Raw genomic sequence first — 21,403 nt, 5'->3', positions numbered from 1 at the left:
CAATGATATTTAGATTAAAAACATCAAAGAGAACACAAGAAATCTTTGAGGAACTAGAAAATAGAACAAATTACAAACCATATACATTGGTAAAGCATGCAATAGCGTGGTCTATATTAGAAAAAACATCTGTTGCTGATTATAAGTCAGATTCTGACGGGCTAGATCTAAATAGGCAAACAATTACTGGAGATAATGATATATATTTTAAGGTGCTTATAGAGCAGGTGGAAGGAAGATACCTGACAGATGAAGAGTACTTTCCACAGTATGTTAAAGCGCATATAGATAGGGGAAGTAAGCTATTACTTGATATGTACAATCACGCTGGAAATATGGATAAGTACATTTTGCAAGTATTGGGTGATGGAGATACCGTATAACAGGAAAGAGGAAAAATTATGGGAACAATGGTTGGAACGGTAATAACTGTTAAAGAATTATATGGGATAAAGAGCGCAGACATTCAATTTAGAAACGGTACTAATAGCACATCATTAATAACTTTAGAAGAAAACAGAAAATACATTGTCCCATATTTTCAAAGAGAAATTAGATGGACAAAAGATAATTTAATTACCCTTATTAATGATGTTAGGAAGGGATCAAAATTTCTTGGAAACCTAATATTCACAAAAAGACAAAGCAATTACGAGATTCTTGATGGACAACAACGTACGACGGTAATCGCACTAATAGTTTTGTTTTTAAAGAGTAAATACTCGGAACGGTTTGATATATTTGAGACTTGTGAAATAACGGTAGAAAGTTTCTCAGGATTTAGAAATCTATGTAATCATTTTTTTGATTTAAAAAAGATTTCTAAATCTGAAATGGAAGAAATAATCGGAAGTGATTGTTATGGCCAGCGTGATAAATATATAGAAATATGGGATGCCATGGAAAAAGTTGATCTCTTTGCAAATATTGCAGAGGCAGAGGATTTTCTCAAGAATTTGGAACAATCACAATTGAATGTGATTATTGAAACAGATTCTGCGGAGAGAAGTATTGAGGCATTTTTGGATGTGAATCTTAAAGGAGTGCGACTAGATGCAGAAGACATCTTTAAGGGATATCTGTTTGCGCAAGACAACTCAGAGGAATTATTTAAAATCTGGAGTAAATTAAAACAAGAAAATAAAGTATTAAATACGCACATTGATTATCCGTTTATGATGCTTTTGGAGCACTTTTTACAGTGTGAGTTAGCAAAACATGAAAGTTATCGTTTGATAGAATTCTCAACAGATTTTACGTTGAAGAATGAAAAAGAGATCGAAGGTAACAAGTATAGTTCTGGAGAACATATAGTTAAAATTATACATAATAAAAAATATATTAGAGAAAAATTAATTGCATTGGATAAGATACAAGAACTTTTAGTTTCTATTGTAACAGAAACGCATGCATCGGCTGAAATAAGAGGATATTACAAGAAACTGGCAGATGCAGATAAGAAATTTAGGGTGGATAACGATGAAATAGATATTATGTATAATTTGCTTCGAAAAGTAGTATTAGACAAGAATAAAGCTCCAAATTGTTTAATAATCAAATACTTGTTGGAAAGCTTCATAAATTTAGAATTTCGTAAGGACAATTTTGATTCAATATATGGGGTTTTTGTAACATCTACATTATTTACTTTATATGAAACAAAGAAAAACAGTGATGGACTTTATAAAATTATAAGATCAGATGACTGGGAAGGACAAATGGTAAATTATGCTATAACTTGTTTTGAGGGAAGAGAATTAACGAGTAGGCAAATATCGGCCGGCTATCAATTTGTTCTAACTAAAAGCCAAAGTATTTCACAGGAAAAGCAGGAGTTTAGATGTAAATCTATTGCTACGATATATGATTATTTTGATATTGACAACAATGGAATACGAATTAAGCCTCATAAAACTAAGGAATTAGAACAATTTTTGAATAATTCTGAAAAATATAGTGTGGAACACTTCATCATAAATGATAGTGGAAAATGTGAATGTAAGTTAAGTACAAATGCGACGTTTGAGTATGAATATCCAGAGGAAATAAAGAAGTATAAGAATTCTTTATTTAACTATATATTTATCGATAGAGAGACAAATGGAAATATCAAAAATTTGTATTTGCTAGAAAAAGTTGAAGTTCTTGCGAACCATGACAAAAATATAAAAGGATATTCAGGAAAAGTAATTCAATTAGTATCTGATAAATTAAAATTGCCAGATCCAAAAGGATTTGATAGCGAAGAGGAGGCAAAGGGAGAGTTAGATCGATATTTTCAAATGGATTTCAGAAATCAATATGCACAATTTGCTGCTAGTGTAATTGAAATGATTTCGAAAGGAGAATAAAAATGATTTATTTAGACAATAGTGCGACTTCTCCTATTGATGAGGAAGTTAGAGATGCGATGCTTCCATATTTGAATGAGGAGTTTGGAAATCCGTCAAGTAAATATTATTGCAAAGCAACTCATGCTAAGAATGCTGTCGAGGAAGCCAGAGAAAAGGTTGCAAGGTTGCTAGGTGCAAAGCCGGATGAGATTATTTTCACAGCAGGAGCAACAGAAAGTACAAATTTTATTATTAAGGGATATTTGGATTATAGAAAGTTTTATGGAGATGGCAAGAATCATGTGATTACATCTCTTGTAGAACACAAGGCAACATTAAACACCTGTAAGTATTTGAATGGTGAATTATATTCAAACAATGATCCTACTACATCATTATTTGGTGTAAAGAAAAAAGTGGATAGAGGATATGAAGCTTCATTTGTTGGAGTTACTCCAGATGGTGAGATTAGTGTTGAAAAAATTACTTCTGCAATTAAAGAAAATACAGCACTTGTATCAATGCTTTATGTGAATAACGAAATAGGAACAATAAGTGATGTTGAGTCAGTGGCAGAAATCTGTAAGAAGAATAACATTGCACTTCATTCTGATTTAACACAGGCTTTGGGTAAGATAGAAATTGATGTTAAGAGAATGGGAATCGATTATGCTTCTTGTTCAGCACACAAAATATACGGACCGAAAGGAATAGGTGCTGCATTTATGAAGGCTGATGCTTATGGGATAGAACCTATCACAGCATTTATGCATGGGGGAGAGCAGGAATTTGGATTCCGTGCAGGAACACATGCAGTTCATAATATTGTAGGTTTTGGCAAGGCTGCTGAAATTGCACTTAGAGATCTTAAGGAAAATGAAGCACATATCAAAAGTTTGGATGATATGTTGATTGCAGGTATTTCATCAATTGATGGAATTCATACAACGGTAGATGCAGCAAAACGTTTACCAGGAATTGTGAGCCTGGTAGTAGATAAATCTGATTTTCATAATGAAAGATTCATTAAGAAGATTAGCGAAGATGTGGCTTTGTCTACAGGATCTGCTTGTAGCGCTGGAGAACCATCTTATGTAATACAGGCACTTGGATTGGCAGATATGGTTACAAAAGTACTTAGGGTGTCTATAAACAAATACACAACAGCGAAAGATATAGAAGAATTTGTAGGCATACTTAAAGCTGAAATTTAGGAGGAATAAACGTTATGGCATTAATGATGGATAACAAGCCAACTGAATATAAAGGTGAAGCGTTAGTATGGGAAAAACTGTCTTCATTATTGCCTAACGATGTTGTAGTCTACAATCATCGAGAGGTGGTTGATGATCGTGAATTTGATTTCGCATTACTTATAAAAAATGTTGGAATTATGGTCATTGAAGTAAAAGGATGGCAGTCTCAGTACATCTTTGATGTGAAAGGCCCTGATGAAATTGTGATTCAAGGAGAATCCCAAATTTATGGTTCTCCAGAGAAACAGGCAAGAGGATATAGATTTGATTGGCTGAATTTCTTGAATGACCAGTTTGCAATAAGTCCAGTTGTATTATCAATGGTATGTTATCCGTTTATATCAGAAAAAGAATATAAGGATGTAAGGTTAGACATTGTATCATCTAGGGATTTTACTATTTTCTCGGATGACCTGAATTCAGCAACTAAGCTAGGGCAGAAGATATCAAATGCATTTGTCAAGAAAAAGCCGTTAAATAGTACTCCATTTGATGAAAAAGCAATGGCTATAGTAAGGCAACATTTTGAACCATCATATAAGGCAAAGGATGATCAAATTGTAGAGGTTTCGGATGCATATTCATTACTGAAGGTATTCAACAAAGAATTAACAGAAAAGGATTCAGATGAACTGATAGAAATGTATTTTGCCGGAACAAAGATTGTTGTATTTGTTAAGAGTGAAATAGATTTGTTATCCGTTTGCAATAAGTTGGAAGCAGGATTTAATGCCAGAGGTATTATTTCTGACAAAGGAAATGTGAGATTGGCAGAAATAGATGAAAGAAATGATTTTAGTGGTGTAGTTGGCTCATTTAGAATATTTAATTTTGAAATCTATACACATAATTTGGATTTGAATAACGATGAAATTATTGTAGAGGGACAATATACAGAACAACAAAAATTGATACTTGAAGAAATTGCAAATTCCACAAGTTGGAATTTTGATCAGTATAAGGTTGAACATGCAATGGGTGATAAAAATGTACTTGTTCAAGCAGGTGCGGGAACTGGTAAAACCTATTCAATGGTATCTCGTATTGCCTATTTGTGCATGAGTAGAAAACGATTTATAAATAATCTTGTAGATGAGATTGCTATGGTAACTTTTACGAATGAGGCTGCTGATAATATGAAATTAAGACTAAAGCAGTATTTTATGAATTGTTATATTCTTACCAAAAACAAAAAAGTGCTACATGAAATAGAGGCTGTAGACTTAATGCAGATTTCGACCATACATAAATTTGCTAAAGCTGTTTTGCAAAGCAACGATATGGAGTATGGACTGGGTGCGGATTTTGCAATTTCCTCAAGTGAGTATGCGAAAGAGCAGATATATGAGAAATATCTTAATGATTTTCTGGTTGAAAAGCAAAAAGAAGATGCGAATTTTGCCCAACAACTAAGAATGCCTGTTCATAAGTTCAGAAAGTTGTTAATGCATTTTTCACAGCAATTATATAATAAGAGCTATGGGATTAAAGAACTTAAAGCAGAAAATCTGGGAACATTTGAAGAGTGGCCATTTTTTAATGATGTCATAATGAAGGTTATGATACCAGCAGAAAAAGAATACGAAGAACAGATATTTTCAAAAAATAAAATTGATCTAAAAGAAAGTATGCTATTACTGAACGATGCAGTAAATGGAGCATTTAAGGAAAAATGTGGTCTTAAATATAAGTACTTATTTATTGATGAGTTTCAGGATACTGATGATGTTCAGATTGATTCTTTCTTAAAGTTACAAAATGTGATTAAAGACACAAAGCTTTTTGTAGTTGGCGACTTAAAGCAGAGTATTTATCGTTTTAGAGGTGCGACAATTAGTGCGTTTGACCTAATTAGAACAGATAAAGAAAAATGGGAAGAATTTTCACTTACCATAAATTATAGAACTGATAAGAGATTATTAAATAAATTTGATGCAGTATTTTCTAAAATGGGTTCAAAGGGATATTTGCCATTTCATAAAGGAAAGGATTCGCTGACCAGTAGTGTTGAGACATATCTATCAGAACATGAGTTGGTGACCAAATTAGAGTATAACAGCGATGAGCAGAGGATGGAACAGCTCTTTGCAGAAATCGAAAGGCAGAAGGATATTATAAAATATCTATCCAAGCATCATAAACTATCTTCGAAAGATAAGATAATTGCTATTTTGGTAAGAGATAATTGGCAAATTCATAATATTTTGGAAGAAGCAAAGGTTCGAGGTGAGTTTATAGAAACTCATATAGGTGGAGATTTATATCATCTTATACCTGCTTTAGATTTGTATAAATTGGTAATTGCACTGCTTAACCCGAGAGATCCAGTGAATCTTTTTAATTTAATAAATTCAAATTATGTAGGAATTCAGTTAGATATACAAGGATTACATGGCTTAGGTACAGAGGAGCAGGTAAAAAAGTTAACAGATGTACTTAATCAGTATTTCACAATTGTGATGAACAAAACATGGGAAAAGATAATTGTGGATACTAAGGTTCAACCAATTTTAATGCTACTGAGGAGTATTTATGAAGGGTGTCAGCCTTGGTATCAATATTCGGATACCGATAGTGAGCAAAGATTCTATAAAGCAAATTATGAATTGGTATTAGAGAAAATAATTAAAACATATAGCGTAGATTTTTTAACTCTCAATGTGATAGAACACAGCATGCATATAAATATTATGACAAAGCAGGAAGAACTCGCACGAAATATTGAGGTTGAGACGGATGATATGCGAGTGATTTGTACTACTGTTCATAAAGCAAAAGGATTGGAATATGGATGCGTAATTATGCCATATATGGGTATGGATATTGCATCAATGAAGAAAGCTGATTTAGATGTGTATGTAGAAAATGAAAAACTGGCATATGGAATTAGAATTGGAGATGAACCAAACAAGAAATATAATTCCAATTATGATGTATCGCAGGAACAAAATGAACGAATTAATGAAGAAAGTCGAGTATTGTATGTAGCACTAACACGAGCTATTAGAAATGTTGTTTGGATGAAGGATATTAAATCAAAGAGCAAGATTTCGTGGCAGAATTTAATGGAGGTATAAAATGTCATTATCAATATATACTTACAGCAATCCATATGAAATAAATAATGAACCATATTGGGATTCAATAAGAAACTGTGCTCATTTTTGTGTTTCACAGACAATGGTGAATGGATTGTCAGCAGTATATGATGAATTGGATAATGGACAATTAGCAACAGTAGAAGAATTAGTAGAAGCATTATACCCAAGATGGTTTGATACAAAAACATACATTGAACAGTACACAATTTTAACCAATACACTAGATAAAGTGACGCCAAACATTGAACCTGAAAGATGGAAGAAGATAAAACAATCTCTACGATTCAATAAGAGTGCATTGTTGGATAGTATTCGACTGATGGCTGAAATGGGGCTGTTATTAAAAAATATAAAAATTAAAAAGATAACGGAAGAGCAAAAGTATTTGGTTGCTGCTTATAATGCAATTCTGCGAGGCGAGAATGCCGAAATTTTTGTATTAAAAAAGAATTTTTCGGAAGCTGAAATTGATAATGCTGTTAAAACAGCACTGGTGGCAAAAGATAAAAGGCGAGGTAAGGAAGTGAAATCTATAGAGAGTGTTGATTGTAATACGATAGTTATTCATGGAATACATCAATTTACTCCAACAATTCTTTCAATGATTGAAGAGGTTTCAAAATACAAGCGTGTCGTGCTGTTATTCAATTATCAACAACAGTATAACGAGATATATCAAACATGGCTGGATGTTTATTCCTGTTTTGATTTGAATATAAAGAGTCAGTTCAATAACGAATTTAAGCCAACAACATTGCTACAGCCGAGCTACGAAGGAAATATGCTCGCAGATCAAATTGGAAGATTAGCTAATGGAACACTCATTGAAAAAAGCAAGGATATAAATAATGTAAAGGTTGTAGAGTTTGATAATATTACAGAATTTTCATCATATGTTGCACGAATATATGAAGAGGCTGCTAAAGATTTTCATGCAGATGAACATAAGAACGGCTCAGTTCTTTCGTACATGAAGGAGCAGTTTTATTCCGCCAATAATTCTGTAAATGATATATTGAAAGTTTATTTCCCAGAACAATTTGGGGAAAGGCATTTCTTAGCTTATCCGATTGGACATTTTTTCGTAGCCGTTACCAATATGTGGGACAGCGAAAATGGTGGTATTAGAATCGAGAATATGAATGATATTGCAGAATGCTTGTATTCAGGGGCTCTATATGAAAAGAAAGTAGGTTCATTAATTACTACCTTCAATCAGACAAAAAATTATTTTTCTAGGGCGACAAAGCTGAAGGGAGATAGTGAGACTGATGGTGTAATTGATTTGCTGATAAAACTTAAAAAACAAATGTCCAAGCTGAATAAAGGTAAAATAGAGTATACCGAACAATTAGAGAGGTTATCATATTTTAATGTTCAATCAGATGAAATAGATGAGTTGATAGAATCTCTTGAGGCACTAAACACTATTACAAAACTATTCTACGAAGACTTTGAAAATGAGAATAATAATTTTAAGCATTTTTATGAGAAATTGAAGGATTTTGTAGAAACACAAATCCTTCCAACCGCAGATGCTGAAACGGAGTTTCAGGATATTTTGTTGAGATTATTAGCTAGACTAGAAGAAGTTGAAAAAATCGAGTCAACTAGCACATTTGATTGTTTAAAGGATACAATGGCATATTATTTGAAACAGGAAAGTCAGAAGGGTGAAAGTGCAAACTGGATTGTCAGAGACTTCCAGCAGATTGATGGGGATATATTGAAAAGCTCAACTCAGGATTCTGACACAATTTATCATTTTGCGTGTGTGTCCGATTCTGATATGAATGTAAAACGAGAAGATCAATTTCCATGGCCATTGACTATAGCGTTTTTTGAAAGAGCATACGAACCTTTAGATTGGAAATATCAGGTTTATGTGAAATCAAGAAAAGAATTTAAACATTTTAAAAGATATGCACTGATTTATGGATTAGAGTTTAATAGATGTAAGTTTAAACTGAGCTTTATAAAAAACGATGATAATAAAGAAAATGAACTGTATTATATCTTAAAACTGTTAGGGGTTAAAACAGAAAAAAATATTCATGATACGACAGAGGTTCATGAGAGACAAAATATCACATTTGATTTGGGGGAAAATACAAATAATTTTGTGGATTTAGATGGATTTAGAAGACGCATATGTGGATATAGATTTGCATTAGAGTCATTAATAGAAAATGGTACTAAGTACCAAGATAGATTCCTGCAGGCAAAATATCTAGAGATAATTCTGGCAAATAATGTGCGGCGTAAATTAGAAGGTCAAATTGCCACAGAGGCAATAATGAATGAGACACTTGATGATTCAGCAGAACGCTTGAGACGATATTTTAGATTTTTGAACGAATCTGAGATAACAGATATTAAATCGAATGCTAAGAGTGCGATTATTCATCAAGCGTTGCAGGATGGTAAGATAAAACAGTTTCCAAAGGTAACAGATATAGATTTCGAAATGATGAGAAAGAAAGAAGAATTCATATACCTGCATTTGGAAAATGAAAATCAGGAGAATGTATTACTTGGCAAATTCAATGATTTGACGACGGCAGAGAAAAAACAGTTTTTGCCGGATAATCTTAAAAATGCAAGTTACGACAAAGAAGCAAATATATGGTGTCAATGGTGTGCAGTAAGAGAGAAGTGTCTTGAAAACTACAAATCATTGGTTGAAATATAAGGGAGGTTGAGCTTTTGGAAAGAGGAATGTACATAAGATGTCCAATAGCAGAATTTGATGACCCAAGAAATTTTATTGTAGGTCGCATAATTCAAGTGGATGATTTTACAGAGATTGTAACAGTGGCATTTTTAGATCCATTTGGATTTAGAAATTATTATGAGAATATACCGGAGAAAGCAGAATTACCATATGACTATGTAAAGAGATGTACTTTGCATCGAGAATCTTATGTTATTTATAGAGGAAATAGATATAAGATATTGTCAGCACTTAAGAAGGATGAATGGTATTACTATTACCTCAAAGAAGAATTTACAGATAAAGTTATAAAAGTTAGAGAAGACGTTATAGATGCACCATTTAATTGTGGCAGAATTTCGCCAGCAGAGCAGCTTAGAAGTTATGAGTTTCAGAATCCTGCGTGGTATTTTGGAAGAAATGTCGTGAGTAAAACTGTAAAAGTTCTTGATAATTCAGTATTTGGATTCAAAGAATTAGCAGGATGTAAGATATTTTTAAAAGAACACCAGCTCAGAACTATTATGCGTTGTTTACAAGAAAAAAACTGTAGAGTGATGTTAGCAGATGAAGTTGGTATGGGTAAAACTATTGAGGCTGCCTCTGTTTTAAAAGTATATACATTACATAATTCAAATAAGAGAGTTTTAATAGCAGTACCACGACCTCTTGTAGCACAGTGGAGAGCGGAATTACTCATTAAGTTTGAAATAACACCAGGAAATAACGTGAATGATAATTATGTTGAACTTATTGCGGAAGAAGATATTGAGAAATATATTAACAGCCGTTGGGACTTTGTTATAGCGGATGAGGCTCATAAACTTTTGGCAAACAAAAGGTTATATACATATTTTCATTCGCTTAGTAAGCGCTCAGAGAATATTTTGTTGTTATCAGCCACTCCGGTTCAACAAAAGAAAGAAGCATATTTGGCGTTACTTCAACTTATTATGCCTGACAAATATGACCATTTTTCAATAGAAGATTTTCAAACTCTTGTAGAAAAACAAAAAAATATTACCAAGAGTACATACCTTGTATTACAGGATTTTGATGACTATATAGATAATATTGCTGATACTTTGGAAGATGGTGAGAATCCTTTAGAAAATGATGATTGTACAGATTTGTTTGATGATATACAAAATGGCCTTAGAAGAATTTCTAGACTTATTGAGGATGAAGGTTTCGATAAGGTTTTATCAGAAATAAATCTGGAGAGTGAAGACTATGGTAAGGGTGCAATACAAGAGGCTCTTCTGTATGTATGCGAGAATTATCAGCTTGAAAAAAATATTATCAGAAATAGACGTAGATATATGGAAGAGGAACTTCCACATAGAACAGTCAGAGAAATCGAATATGAGCTTAATCCAGATAAGAACACTTACGAGCATACAACATATGAAGCTATTGTTGATTGGATAAGCGGACAGGAAATTTCTGCACAAGATTTTGAAATACATTATATTCCGTTACTTACAGCATTTTTTAGCTCATCTTGGGCGTTCAATAAGGAGATTGAGCAGCAAAGAAAAAGCGGATTAGCTATTAATCAGGATGTAGAAGAAAATGCAAAGGAATGGCAAAGTGCAGAAGAATGGATGCTTGAAGAGCTTGATAATGTATTAGCAGAGCCATATAACTATTCAAGTAGAATACTTAGCATAGTTGATTTCATTGATCAGGAAATATATGAGGAAAAAGTAGTAGTATTTACAAACTATGCAGAAACATTTGAAAAATATGGTCAAGTATTGAGAGCATATTTTGGAGAAGAAAAGATAGCTCTCTTTAACAAGAATATGAACGAAGAAGAATTGGAATTGAGTATTTATCGTTTCCAAAATGATGATGAATGTAAAATACTTCTTTGTGATGAGACTGGTGGCGAAGGTAGAAATCTTCAGGGAGCAGACTTTGTAATTCATATTGATCTGCCTTGGGATGCAAATGCCATTGAGCAAAGAATAGGTCGATTAGACAGATTAGGACGACCAGCAGATAAAGATGTATGTTCGGTTGTAACTTATGCAAAAGAAACTTTAGAAGAAGAATTATATAATTTCTGGAATAAAGGACTGAATATATTTACTCAGTCTTTAAGTGGATTGGAAATTATTATGAATGAAATCAATGAGAGCATTATTCATGCAGTAACAAGTGATTTCCGATATGGTATTTCTAATGCAATTAATGAGATTATAGAATCTTCACAACGAATGGAAAAAGAAGTGAGAGAGGAGCAACACTTTGATTCAGCAGCGTTTATATATGCAACACTCAATCAAGAGCTAAAAAGACTTTTACACTACTACACATCCAATGAGAACGAATTGTTTGCCAATACAATGATGGGATGGGCAAGTCTTGCAGGATTAAAAGGTCAGTTTAATAAAAATGGTGTTGTGAGATTTAATGAAAATTCATTCTCTATAAAGTCAGCAGAAAACTCAATGTTGATACCACCGAATTGGATGGAATATGTAAATCGTACATCAAATGCCTTTTCAAGGAGGGTTAGGGAATTGTACGAAGAAAGAACTGGAAATAAAACATCTACAGGCAGCAGGGAAATTGTAGGAACTTTTAATCGTGAACTTTCTATTGAAAATGATTATTTACACTTCTTTGCACCAGGGGATGAGGTCTTTGATTGTATTGTAGATAATGCAATGAATTCGTACAAAGGAACCTGTACAGCTTTTGCACTTGAAGCGGATTTTGATTGGCGAGGAATCGTTTATACTTGGAATTTATACCCCAATGAGCAACTGTTATTGGAAAATGGGATTCCCCTAACTGCGATAAGACAATATAAGAGTTATGTTTCTGCTGATCAAGTCATAACTCCTATCAGTACACAAAAGTATGAGCATGTACCTACAGATAAAGTATTAAAAATTATTGATGCCGTTTCAAGAGAATCAACATCTGATATTAGAAGGGATGTAGTGCATCTAGGTAGGAGATCAGTAAAAACTGATGGGCTACATATTAAAGAAAGATATGGTTGTTCTAATGTTGATTGGTTTAGACAAGCTTATCCAGAGGACAAGTGGATTAATTTCGTTTCTGCGTCAATGAAGGCGGCCAAAAATCAGGTAAAGGAAAAAATGAAGGCTAGTAGCAATTTAAAACAAGCAGCAGCCAGTATAGAACAGACATTGAATGCAGAAGTTGCACAAGCTAAGTTTTTTGGTGTAGATGCAGGCGAAATTGAGCAGAAAAAGCAGGTTTATCAGACGATGCTTGAAGCACTGAGAACAACTAGAGTAGAACTCGAGGCAGCAGCATTTGTAATGGTGAGGAAGACGCATGATTAAAGAGCAGATTCAAGAATGCATACAAAAAATTTTGGATAATGAACTAGGTGGGATAAGCACAAATAATTGTCCAAGAGGCGGAATAGAAAAATATAGATATATGACAGCATATAGGTTGTCTAAGTATGTGAATTTTTATAGAACACGCAGAATATCGCTGGATGACTTTTTGATTTCGCTTAGAAATTATCTGCTTGTTTTTCAGACAGCTGTACGATTACCTATTGATATTGATATCACAGATAATAAATATGGACTCCGTATCGACTCAGAAGGTCTTTGTTATGCAACCTTAAATTTGCCGGATTATCTCAACATAGATATTATCAAGCAAGGATTTATGGTAGACTATGTAGAACCAGAAAAAGATGAAAGATATTTTCTTGGGGTTACACCTAATATATATCGTTTAACAGGGTTCCAGAGATTCAAATCAATACGTCAAAAACTTGCGGTTAATGGTGCACTTAATATGCCAGAAGGATATACAGCATTGGTTTCTTTGCCGACAGGTGGAGGAAAGAGTTTGATTACGCAAGCTATGGCGTATCAAAAAAATGATGGATTGACCATTACTGTTGTACCAACTGTATCATTAGCAATGGATCAAGTTAGAGTTGCAAGGGATAATATTCGAGTCGCATCCAAAGCAGAAATCGCTTGTTATTATAGTGATTTAGCAAGTGAAGAGAAGAGAAGCATTATAGATAGAATAAAAAACAGAAAGCTACGATTATTGTTTATTTCTCCAGAAGCACTTATTAAGAATGAAGTATTTAAACAAGTGATAGAGACTGCTAATGATGCTGGATATTTAAGAAATCTTATTATAGACGAAGCACATATTGTAATTGAATGGGGAAATTTTTTTCGAGTTGATTATCAGTGTTTGGAACCTTGGCGTAATAACTTATACGAAAAGAATTCTAAATTGAAAACAGTGTTATTATCTGCAACGTATGAAAGAACAACAGTTAAGATTTTACAGAGTATGTTTGCTACTGGAGATAAATGGATTGAAATAAGATGTGATGCATTAAGAAGAGAACCAAGATTTGAGTTGGTATCAGCAACTTCATATCGGGATAAGAATGAAAAAACAAGAGAATTATTACGATGTTTACCTCGACCAATGGTTGTATATGTAATGAGACCTGATCAAGCTCAAAAGGTTAAGGAAATGGCAGCAGATATAGGTATTACAAATGTAGAGACATTTACTGGAAAAACGAAGTCTGATGAGCGTTCTAGAATTATAGAAGAGTGGTCAGAAAACAAGTTTGACATTATAATTGCAACTTCAGCATTTGGAGTCGGTGTTGATAAAAGTGATGTCAGAACAGTTTTACATTTATATGTACCAGATAATCCAAATGCATATTATCAGGAGTTGGGAAGAGGAGGGCGAGATGGTCTTCCTTGTCTTAGTGTAATGTGTGTATATCCAGAAGAGGATTTGGAATCGGCATTTGTTATGACTGACAAAGTTCTTGGAAGTGAAAAAATTCTTGGACGATGGGAGAGTATGCTTAATAGCCATACTTCCACAAGAGGGATAGATTCATATACTTTAGATACATCTGTTAAGCCTAATTATAATAGTGTGGATTATGCGGAGGATACCAGTACTGTTGATCAAAAGTGGAATATCTATGTAATTCTTCTGTTAAGAAGATACAATTTGATTAAAATTTTAGATATGGTCATAGATCCTCATACACAGGTATATTTTATAAGAATATCTATTTTGGATAAAAGATTACTGCAGACTTCGGAGGATACAAAACGGTTGATAGAAGATGTTCGTACTAAAGAATGGAATAAGAATGAAAGAGCATTTAAGACCATGAGTCGTTCTGTTAAGCTTGGAAAGCGCATGTGCTGGTCAGAGATGTTCTTTAATTCTACATATAGTAGGGTTTCAGAATACTGTGCTGGTTGCGACAATCATAAGAATATTGTTGAATCAGATCCAAATAGATTTGAGTTGGTAAAGAAAATTCCGGCTCCAGCAAGAAAGTTTTCTGTTGAGTTGAATAATATGTTTGCTAATTCTAATGAGGCTATTTTATTTGCGGATAGTGATAATACAGAGTTAATAGGAAATGTAATTAATAGAGGATTTTCAACTGTTATTATAAATGATGATGATCAAAGCAGTTATTTTAATTTGTTAAATAGTATTTCAGAATGGACAGATGTAAATTTGCTGGGAATGAATGAGTTTGTTCGGTTGGTTGACCATGGAGATTATTATTTCTTTGCAGGAGATGCAGTTGTTTTGTATGGAAATAAATACTCGGGCATATATAAGAAAATTAGTAGATTACGGAAATCATTACAAACCGGTGAAATACGATTATTGCATGTTTTCAAAGAAGATATTTTTTGTAATGAAATAGGTAAAACCGTTTCATCAATTGTCGATGGACCGGTACTTGAAGAATATTTGATAGAAAGGATGTAGAGATATGTTTGAAGATAGAATGAAAACATCTGCAATTCCGGAAAGGGTATATGCCCTTTGCCAAGCGATTAAAAGCAGAACAATGAAGGAAAGCGATTTGCGAGAGTTGTTAGAACCATCGGATTTAGGTGGTACAACAAAATATTTTGGAATGGTTCGTGATGCAGCAAGACAGTTAGGGCTTATTTCTGTAAAGGAAGGTGATATATCATTGGCAATAGACTCAAAGTATGTATCATCATATGATTCAATGCGAGAATATATTGTAGGCAATATAGATACAATATCGGAAGGATTATTCTTTGCTGTATCAAAAGAATATATATCGATGAATGAACAAGTGTTTAAGTTTAAAGGAGTGTCTGAAGCTGCATTAGTAGAACATATGTCAAAAGTTATAGGAAAACCAGTATATGAAGATGATATGAGAGCTTGGAGATTCTGGGCTACATATTTGGGGCTTGGTAATCTTCATGATATGCTTTTATTGCCTAACATGTATACGTATCTAAAAGCCGTATTAGCAGTATGCAACATAAAAAAGGGAGAAGAATACACATTTACTGATTTCGTGGCTGCAATAAAGCCGTATGCTGAAATAGGGTTATCCGATATTGATGGAAATAAGAAAATCAATCTTGCTATGTCAAGTGGTTTACGAGCATTACATGATGAAGGAATTATCCAATTATCACACAAGCTTGATAGTGGTGATATGTGGTTCCTATATGAAGCAGAATTACATCCAATTAAATCAACAGTTACTCATGTAACAGTAAGGAGATAGCTTATGAATTCAGAAATTGCAAAAAGTAGAATAGGTGAAGTAATTCGTATTGATACTGTTACGAGTACACAAGCTGATTTCTTAGCTACTCATGTGCCTGTTCAAAATATTCATATAAGAAAGAAGTGGGATAGTAAAACAGACAAAATTATGTCTGAAGAGAAAGTTTTTAATAAATATGTCTTGAATACTGAAAATGAGCATCAGTTTATTATAGTGATAGGCTCAAGTGGTGCTGGAAAATCACACCTTATTAGATGGTTTGCGGCTAGATTAGAACAGGCGGCACCAGAAAATGAAGTAGTTCTTTTTGTTCGTAGAAGTGATAATAGTTTGAAAGGAACGATAAAGCAATTACTCGAATTGCCGGAAGTTGCCAATATACCGAATAAGGCTGTGTATGACAGGCTGGTTCGAGCAACTTCAACGATTGACAATAAGAAGCTTAAAGATATGATATATCAAAACTTCATTGTTGAAATCAAGAACGATGAAAATGATGAGATTATAAGTAATAATGAAAAGAAGAGATTAGTTGAATTATTGCAATACGAACAGTTTCAACTAAATCTAATGAAAGAAGAAGGTGCTATCGATCGTATTTATCAAAAAGTAGCTGAAAATGAAACTGGTGATAGCAGAGATGTAATGGCGTTGTTTGAAACTTCAGATTTTGAAGTGGATGTTAATTTTTGCGATGATATGTTTACCAATGGTGCAGCTAAAAATGCCATGAAAATGGCAAATGCCATTCTTGCGGATGATGAAATGCCAGAAAGACTAGCTGATTATATGAATACTCTGGTAAATAAGGTTATTCAGACATGTGCTGGATTGGAACCAGGAGATTTTGAACAGGTCTTTGTGGAAATTAGAAAAGAGATTAAAAGACAGGGTAAAAATCTTACTCTATTGATTGAGGATGTTACAGCATTTACTGGTGTAAATGTTGCACTGCTAAATGTTTTGACTACTGAACATACTGGAATGTATGAAAGTCAAGAACTTTGTAGAATTTCCTCTATTGTAGGAACAACTGAAAAATATTTTAACGTAAACTTTATGGATAACCATAAGGATAGAGTTACACAATTCTTTGTTATTCCAAATGATGTGTTCGGTGAAGATCAGAATTCGCTGTATGAATTTGTTGGTAGATATCTAAATGCAATGTCTTTGCGTGGCGATATTTTAGATGACTGGGCGAAGAATGGTGCTTCTATGAAAGAGTATCCTATTCATAAAGGAGAGGAAAAATCTCTTTGGGATACAGTTGAAATTGCAAAGGGGAAGGAATTATCGTTATTCCCATTTACTAAAAAAGCAATTACGAATCTATATATGTGTATTTTGCAGCCGGATTATAGAACTCCTAGATATCTATTAAGAGATGTTATTGAGAGAGCTATGAGAAATTATCTATTCAAAAAGGAGAGTTTTCCTGAATTTGCAATTGAAAGGATTAATGATATTCCATTTGAGAGTCTATATGTAAGTACTTATATTCATCAGCAAGTTGAAGAAAGCCAAGCAGACAGAGTTGAAAGATTCATAAGAGTTTGGGGTAATGCATCAGATCTGGAGTATGAAGAAAGCGGTATAAAATATTTAGGTGGAATGCCAATTGGATTTTTTGATGATTTAGGAATTCCAACTTTTACAGGAAGAAAAGGTGATAAGCCGGTTAAAGCATCTGTAGATCCAGTAAAACAACTATCGGATGGATCAGATATTACTCAACCACCAGAACATATCGTACAGAAAGTTGATCCGGCAATGGCTGATTTCTTGCTTGGACAGAGAACACTGCAAATTTGGATTGATGGAGGAGAACTAAATGTAGGTGCTACAACAAAAGACGTTGTTAATATTACAAAAGCTAGAGATGAAATAAATAAAAGATTCTTGATATCTGCAATTAATTGGCAGATAGAAGGCGTATCTTTGGATAATTTGAATCGTGTAAAAGCTACAAAGGACTTTATAGGATTTGAAAGACAGAAAAGAGCAGCTAAGAATGCATTAACAATTTTGCCAGCAGATAGAGAAACGCAAGGTGTATTAGAGGCGTTTTTGGCATATGTAACATTAGGAAATGGAAGCTGGAATTTTGATAATTCTGCTATGATGGTGTATCGAGTTCAGACTTGGCTTGAAAAGTGGAAAAAAACAATTATTCAGACTGTAAATGTTTTTGATAATCAATCAGTAGATTATCAAGATTGTGCGATTGCTACTGAAATGATACGAGAGATAATGCAAGGAGTGTTTACAGGAACAAAAGTTGAAGGTATTCCAACAACAAATCTGATGGCTAAAAATCTGAAAAAAGTTGTACAAAATTCGCATTGCACAGAATGGAATTCGCTTGTAAGTATGCTTTTGAATAATGATGAAAAAGTAAAAGATGTGATTACGCAGTATTACAATATTATTCAAGGTAACCTGAAGTCATCGCAAGTGTTTATTAGAGCGACAGAATTTAATTCTGACGTACGCAAAGTTCAGAAGGTCAAGTTATTGATACCAGATGAACAAATTCTGTTAAATGATCCAATTCCACAACGTCGAGAAATTCGTGAGATATATGAAAAGATATATACGCGTATTCCAAAAGTTGCAGAAGCGGAAAAAGAAAAAGCAAACTGTATACTGGAACAAATCGGTACATATTTGGATTATGAGGATATTGATGATGAAGATATAGAAGATTTGATTGATAAAATAAAGGACTTTTATGAGACTGCAAGCAATTCATTAGTTAATATTCATGGTAATATTCAGGTCCTAGATGGAATAAAAAAAGATGCTAAGACCATATCAGTAGCTTTTGGCGAGGTGGAGAAGGGCATTGCAAGTACAGATGATTTAGATACATTGCTGATGTTCTCGAAAGATCCTTTGACGAAGCTTGAGCGTGTATTATCAATATTACAGACAGTACAAAAGGATATTGAATATGTTGCACGAGATGTTGAAAAAAGAAGAGGCAATATTTTTGTAGATAATGGTGGTGACTTGAGTACGAGATATGCAGAATCACGCAATAAGATTGAGTCAGATAGTAAGACTGTTATGGATTGGAAGGTGATGTAATGCTAGTAGATTTATTAGATCAGAGCATAATTGCTATGAAGGAAATATATGAATTAGAAAAATCTTCTAATGACGTACAAAAACAGGAAAAAAACGATAAGATTTTCTCTAATGTCGTAAGTGAGATTCATCTGATGGTTAATGCTGTTACAAACAGTATGTCTCAATTGGGATTTGTTATCTCGCAGGAAACTAGGGGAAGGGTTATTGGATTGCTTAAATCATCGAGCGATGCAGTATCGAGAGGATTAATACAAGAATCTACGGCTAATTATTTGCAAAAGGAAGTATTTACTATTAAGAAAGCAATACTTCAAGAATGGTCAGACTACTATCATAAAGTGGCAGACCAAAAGATAAATATGCTTCAGACTATAAAAGGTATTGCACCAGAGCGAGAAAAAGTAGATTATGCATCCAATAAAATTAAATTAGGGGCTTCTTGGGATTTTAAACAGGATAATCTGGACAAGGTGGAAAAAGGGTTACAGGAAGCAGACGAGATAATAAATAGTTTGGGTTTTGGAGAAGATGGTGCCGAAATTATTGCATTTCTCAAGAAAGTGGCATCTGGAAAAGCAAGTGTTGATGATTTAACCCCAGATATATTAAATTGGTTGATGGAGAACAACATGACATCCAAACTTGCAGTTAGCTTTAAATAAAGGTGGTAATGAATCGTATGGATTTAAATAGTAAACATTCATGTGATTTTTCCTATCATAACATAACAAGAAGTCAGATCTCGATTGATAAATACAATGGCGAGAGTAAGCGGATTAATATACCGGAAAAGATTTCAGGACAGGAAGTAGTAGAAATAGGAGAAAAAGCATTCTCGAACAATTTAATAATTGAGCATATACAATTACCTGATTCAATATTAAGAATCAACGATTTTGCTTTTTTGGGATGTCGTAATTTAAGAAAAGTAAAATTTGGATTAGGTATTAGAAAAATTGGAGATAATGCATTTGCTGAGTGTGAGTCACTGCAAGACATACAGATTCGTTCGAAAATGGATTGTATCGGTGCTAATGCATTTTCATTATCAAGTATTGAATCTGTCGAAATGAACACTATAGAGGATTTACGAGAAGAAAGTTTTTCTCTGTGTAGTAGGTTAACATCTTTTTCAGTGAAAAAAGTTGATCGAATCCCTGAAAATTGTTTTTTACATGATATATATTTGTCGAGTGTAAAAATGGAATGTAAGACTGAAGTTGCTGATAGTGCATTTGCAGATTGCAGAAGATTATCGGATATAGAGTATGGTCAATGGGACTTTTCAGATACTGAAGATATTTATATTTCCGATGCACCAATGCGTAAAATGAGAAGACCATTTTTTAGGATTAAAGTGATACTTAAGAATGAACCAAGATTGGAGAGTGAGATTGTAATGGAGAAAGCGAAAAGATTATATGAGTATATTGCAGAACACTCTGACCTACAGAAGGAAATTTCTAATATTTTGCCAGATGATATTATAAGCAATATTTTGAATGGCTCACTACCGGTGTTCCCGCATGAAGATCTTGGTATAATAGTAGATGAGAATGAACTTATTCATTATATGAATCATGCAGTATTATATAAAGAAGTTGGTGATGGACAGTATATATCTATTAAAGGAAAACTGTACTTGTTTTCTAACAAAATTGGATTTTATGGTGGAAGTGATATATATGAGATTCTGTTGGACGATATTGCAGCAATAATGGAATTTGAAGGAAGCCCAATAATATTAGAAGTACTGACTAATGGTGAGAACCTATATATATCGACACCAAATACGGAAGTATTATTTAAAGTATTGCATACTATTGAATCTTCAAAAAGTGAAGATGATATGAAATATATGAAAATAGAGACTACTATTGAAGAAATCATAGAAGGAGCAGACTTGGATTCATATATTTTTTATTTTGAAGACGTACAGCATAGTCAAATAAGTGAAGACATGGAAAAGCAAATTGGTATTCTTATAGAAAAGTTACACAAACTTAGTACCGCTCTGGAAAAATATCCAGATAAGATAGAGGGTACGCATAGATTTTCAACATACTATTTGCCAGAAACATTAAGGTTAATATTTGCACATCAGCAGTATTTAACGGCTGGTGTATCGAAGGAACAGATTGATAAAGTATATACTAAGGTTATGGAATCGATTGACACAGTAATAGCGGCAGTGGAGAGAAAAATTGATAGCATATATCAGGTCGCAACTATGGATACCATAGCAAAAGCGAATGCCTTGCAGAAAATAATGGGACAAGATGGATATGTTAAGGGCGAAGGCCCATTAAAACACTAAT

The 21,403-nt window shown here is 33.4% G+C and carries 11 protein-coding genes; all 11 read left to right on the top strand.

Annotation, left to right across the window (positions count from 1 at the left end):
* Positions 1-2: 2 nt before the first annotated feature.
* Genes WMO14_RS08445 through WMO14_RS08395 form a run of 11 tightly spaced genes read left to right on the top strand, consistent with a single transcriptional unit; the run spans position 3 to position 21,402 of the window.
* Complete coding sequence (locus WMO14_RS08445; protein WP_349153667.1) at positions 3-383, top strand: DndE family protein; 381 nt, start codon at positions 3-5, stop codon at positions 381-383.
* A gap of 18 nt (positions 384-401) precedes the next feature.
* On the top strand, positions 402-2,351 hold the full coding sequence (locus WMO14_RS08440; protein WP_349153666.1) for a DUF262 domain-containing protein: 1,950 nt from the start codon (positions 402-404) through the stop codon (positions 2,349-2,351).
* Positions 2,352-2,353: 2 nt separating this feature from the next.
* Entirely contained in the window at positions 2,354-3,547 is a 1,194-nt protein-coding gene (locus WMO14_RS08435; protein WP_349153665.1) for a cysteine desulfurase family protein, read from the top strand.
* A 14-nt stretch (positions 3,548-3,561) separates the two neighbouring features.
* Positions 3,562-6,666 (top strand): UvrD-helicase domain-containing protein, encoded by a 3,105-nt coding sequence (locus WMO14_RS08430; RefSeq protein WP_349153664.1) that lies wholly within the window; start codon positions 3,562-3,564, stop codon positions 6,664-6,666.
* Between the two features lies 1 nt (position 6,667).
* Complete coding sequence (locus WMO14_RS08425; RefSeq protein ID WP_349153663.1) at positions 6,668-9,382, top strand: hypothetical protein; 2,715 nt, start codon at positions 6,668-6,670, stop codon at positions 9,380-9,382.
* Between the two features lie 14 nt (positions 9,383-9,396).
* Positions 9,397-12,732, top strand: a complete 3,336-nt coding sequence (locus tag WMO14_RS08420) for an SNF2-related protein (protein ID WP_349153662.1) — start codon at positions 9,397-9,399, stop codon at positions 12,730-12,732.
* Positions 12,725-15,199, top strand: a complete 2,475-nt coding sequence (locus tag WMO14_RS08415) for a helicase-related protein (protein WP_349153661.1) — start codon at positions 12,725-12,727, stop codon at positions 15,197-15,199. Before WMO14_RS08420 ends, WMO14_RS08415 begins: the two co-directional genes overlap by 8 nt.
* 4 nt (positions 15,200-15,203) lie before the next feature.
* Positions 15,204-15,986 (top strand): hypothetical protein, encoded by a 783-nt coding sequence (locus tag WMO14_RS08410; RefSeq protein ID WP_349153660.1) that lies wholly within the window; start codon positions 15,204-15,206, stop codon positions 15,984-15,986.
* Between the two features lie 3 nt (positions 15,987-15,989).
* Entirely contained in the window at positions 15,990-19,082 is a 3,093-nt protein-coding gene (locus WMO14_RS08405) for an ATP-binding protein (RefSeq protein WP_349153659.1), read from the top strand.
* Complete coding sequence (locus tag WMO14_RS08400; protein WP_349153658.1) at positions 19,082-19,747, top strand: hypothetical protein; 666 nt, start codon at positions 19,082-19,084, stop codon at positions 19,745-19,747. Before WMO14_RS08405 ends, WMO14_RS08400 begins: the two co-directional genes overlap by 1 nt.
* A 17-nt stretch (positions 19,748-19,764) precedes the next feature.
* Entirely contained in the window at positions 19,765-21,402 is a 1,638-nt protein-coding gene (locus WMO14_RS08395) for a leucine-rich repeat domain-containing protein (RefSeq protein ID WP_349153657.1), read from the top strand.
* Position 21,403 lies beyond the last annotated feature (1 nt).

Source organism: Lachnospira rogosae (ex Hitch et al. 2025) (genome assembly GCF_040096455.1).
Taxonomy (GTDB): domain Bacteria; phylum Bacillota; class Clostridia; order Lachnospirales; family Lachnospiraceae; genus Lachnospira; species Lachnospira rogosae.
Note: the sequence above shows the minus strand (reverse complement) of the source record. Positions and strands in the feature narration are given on the sequence as shown.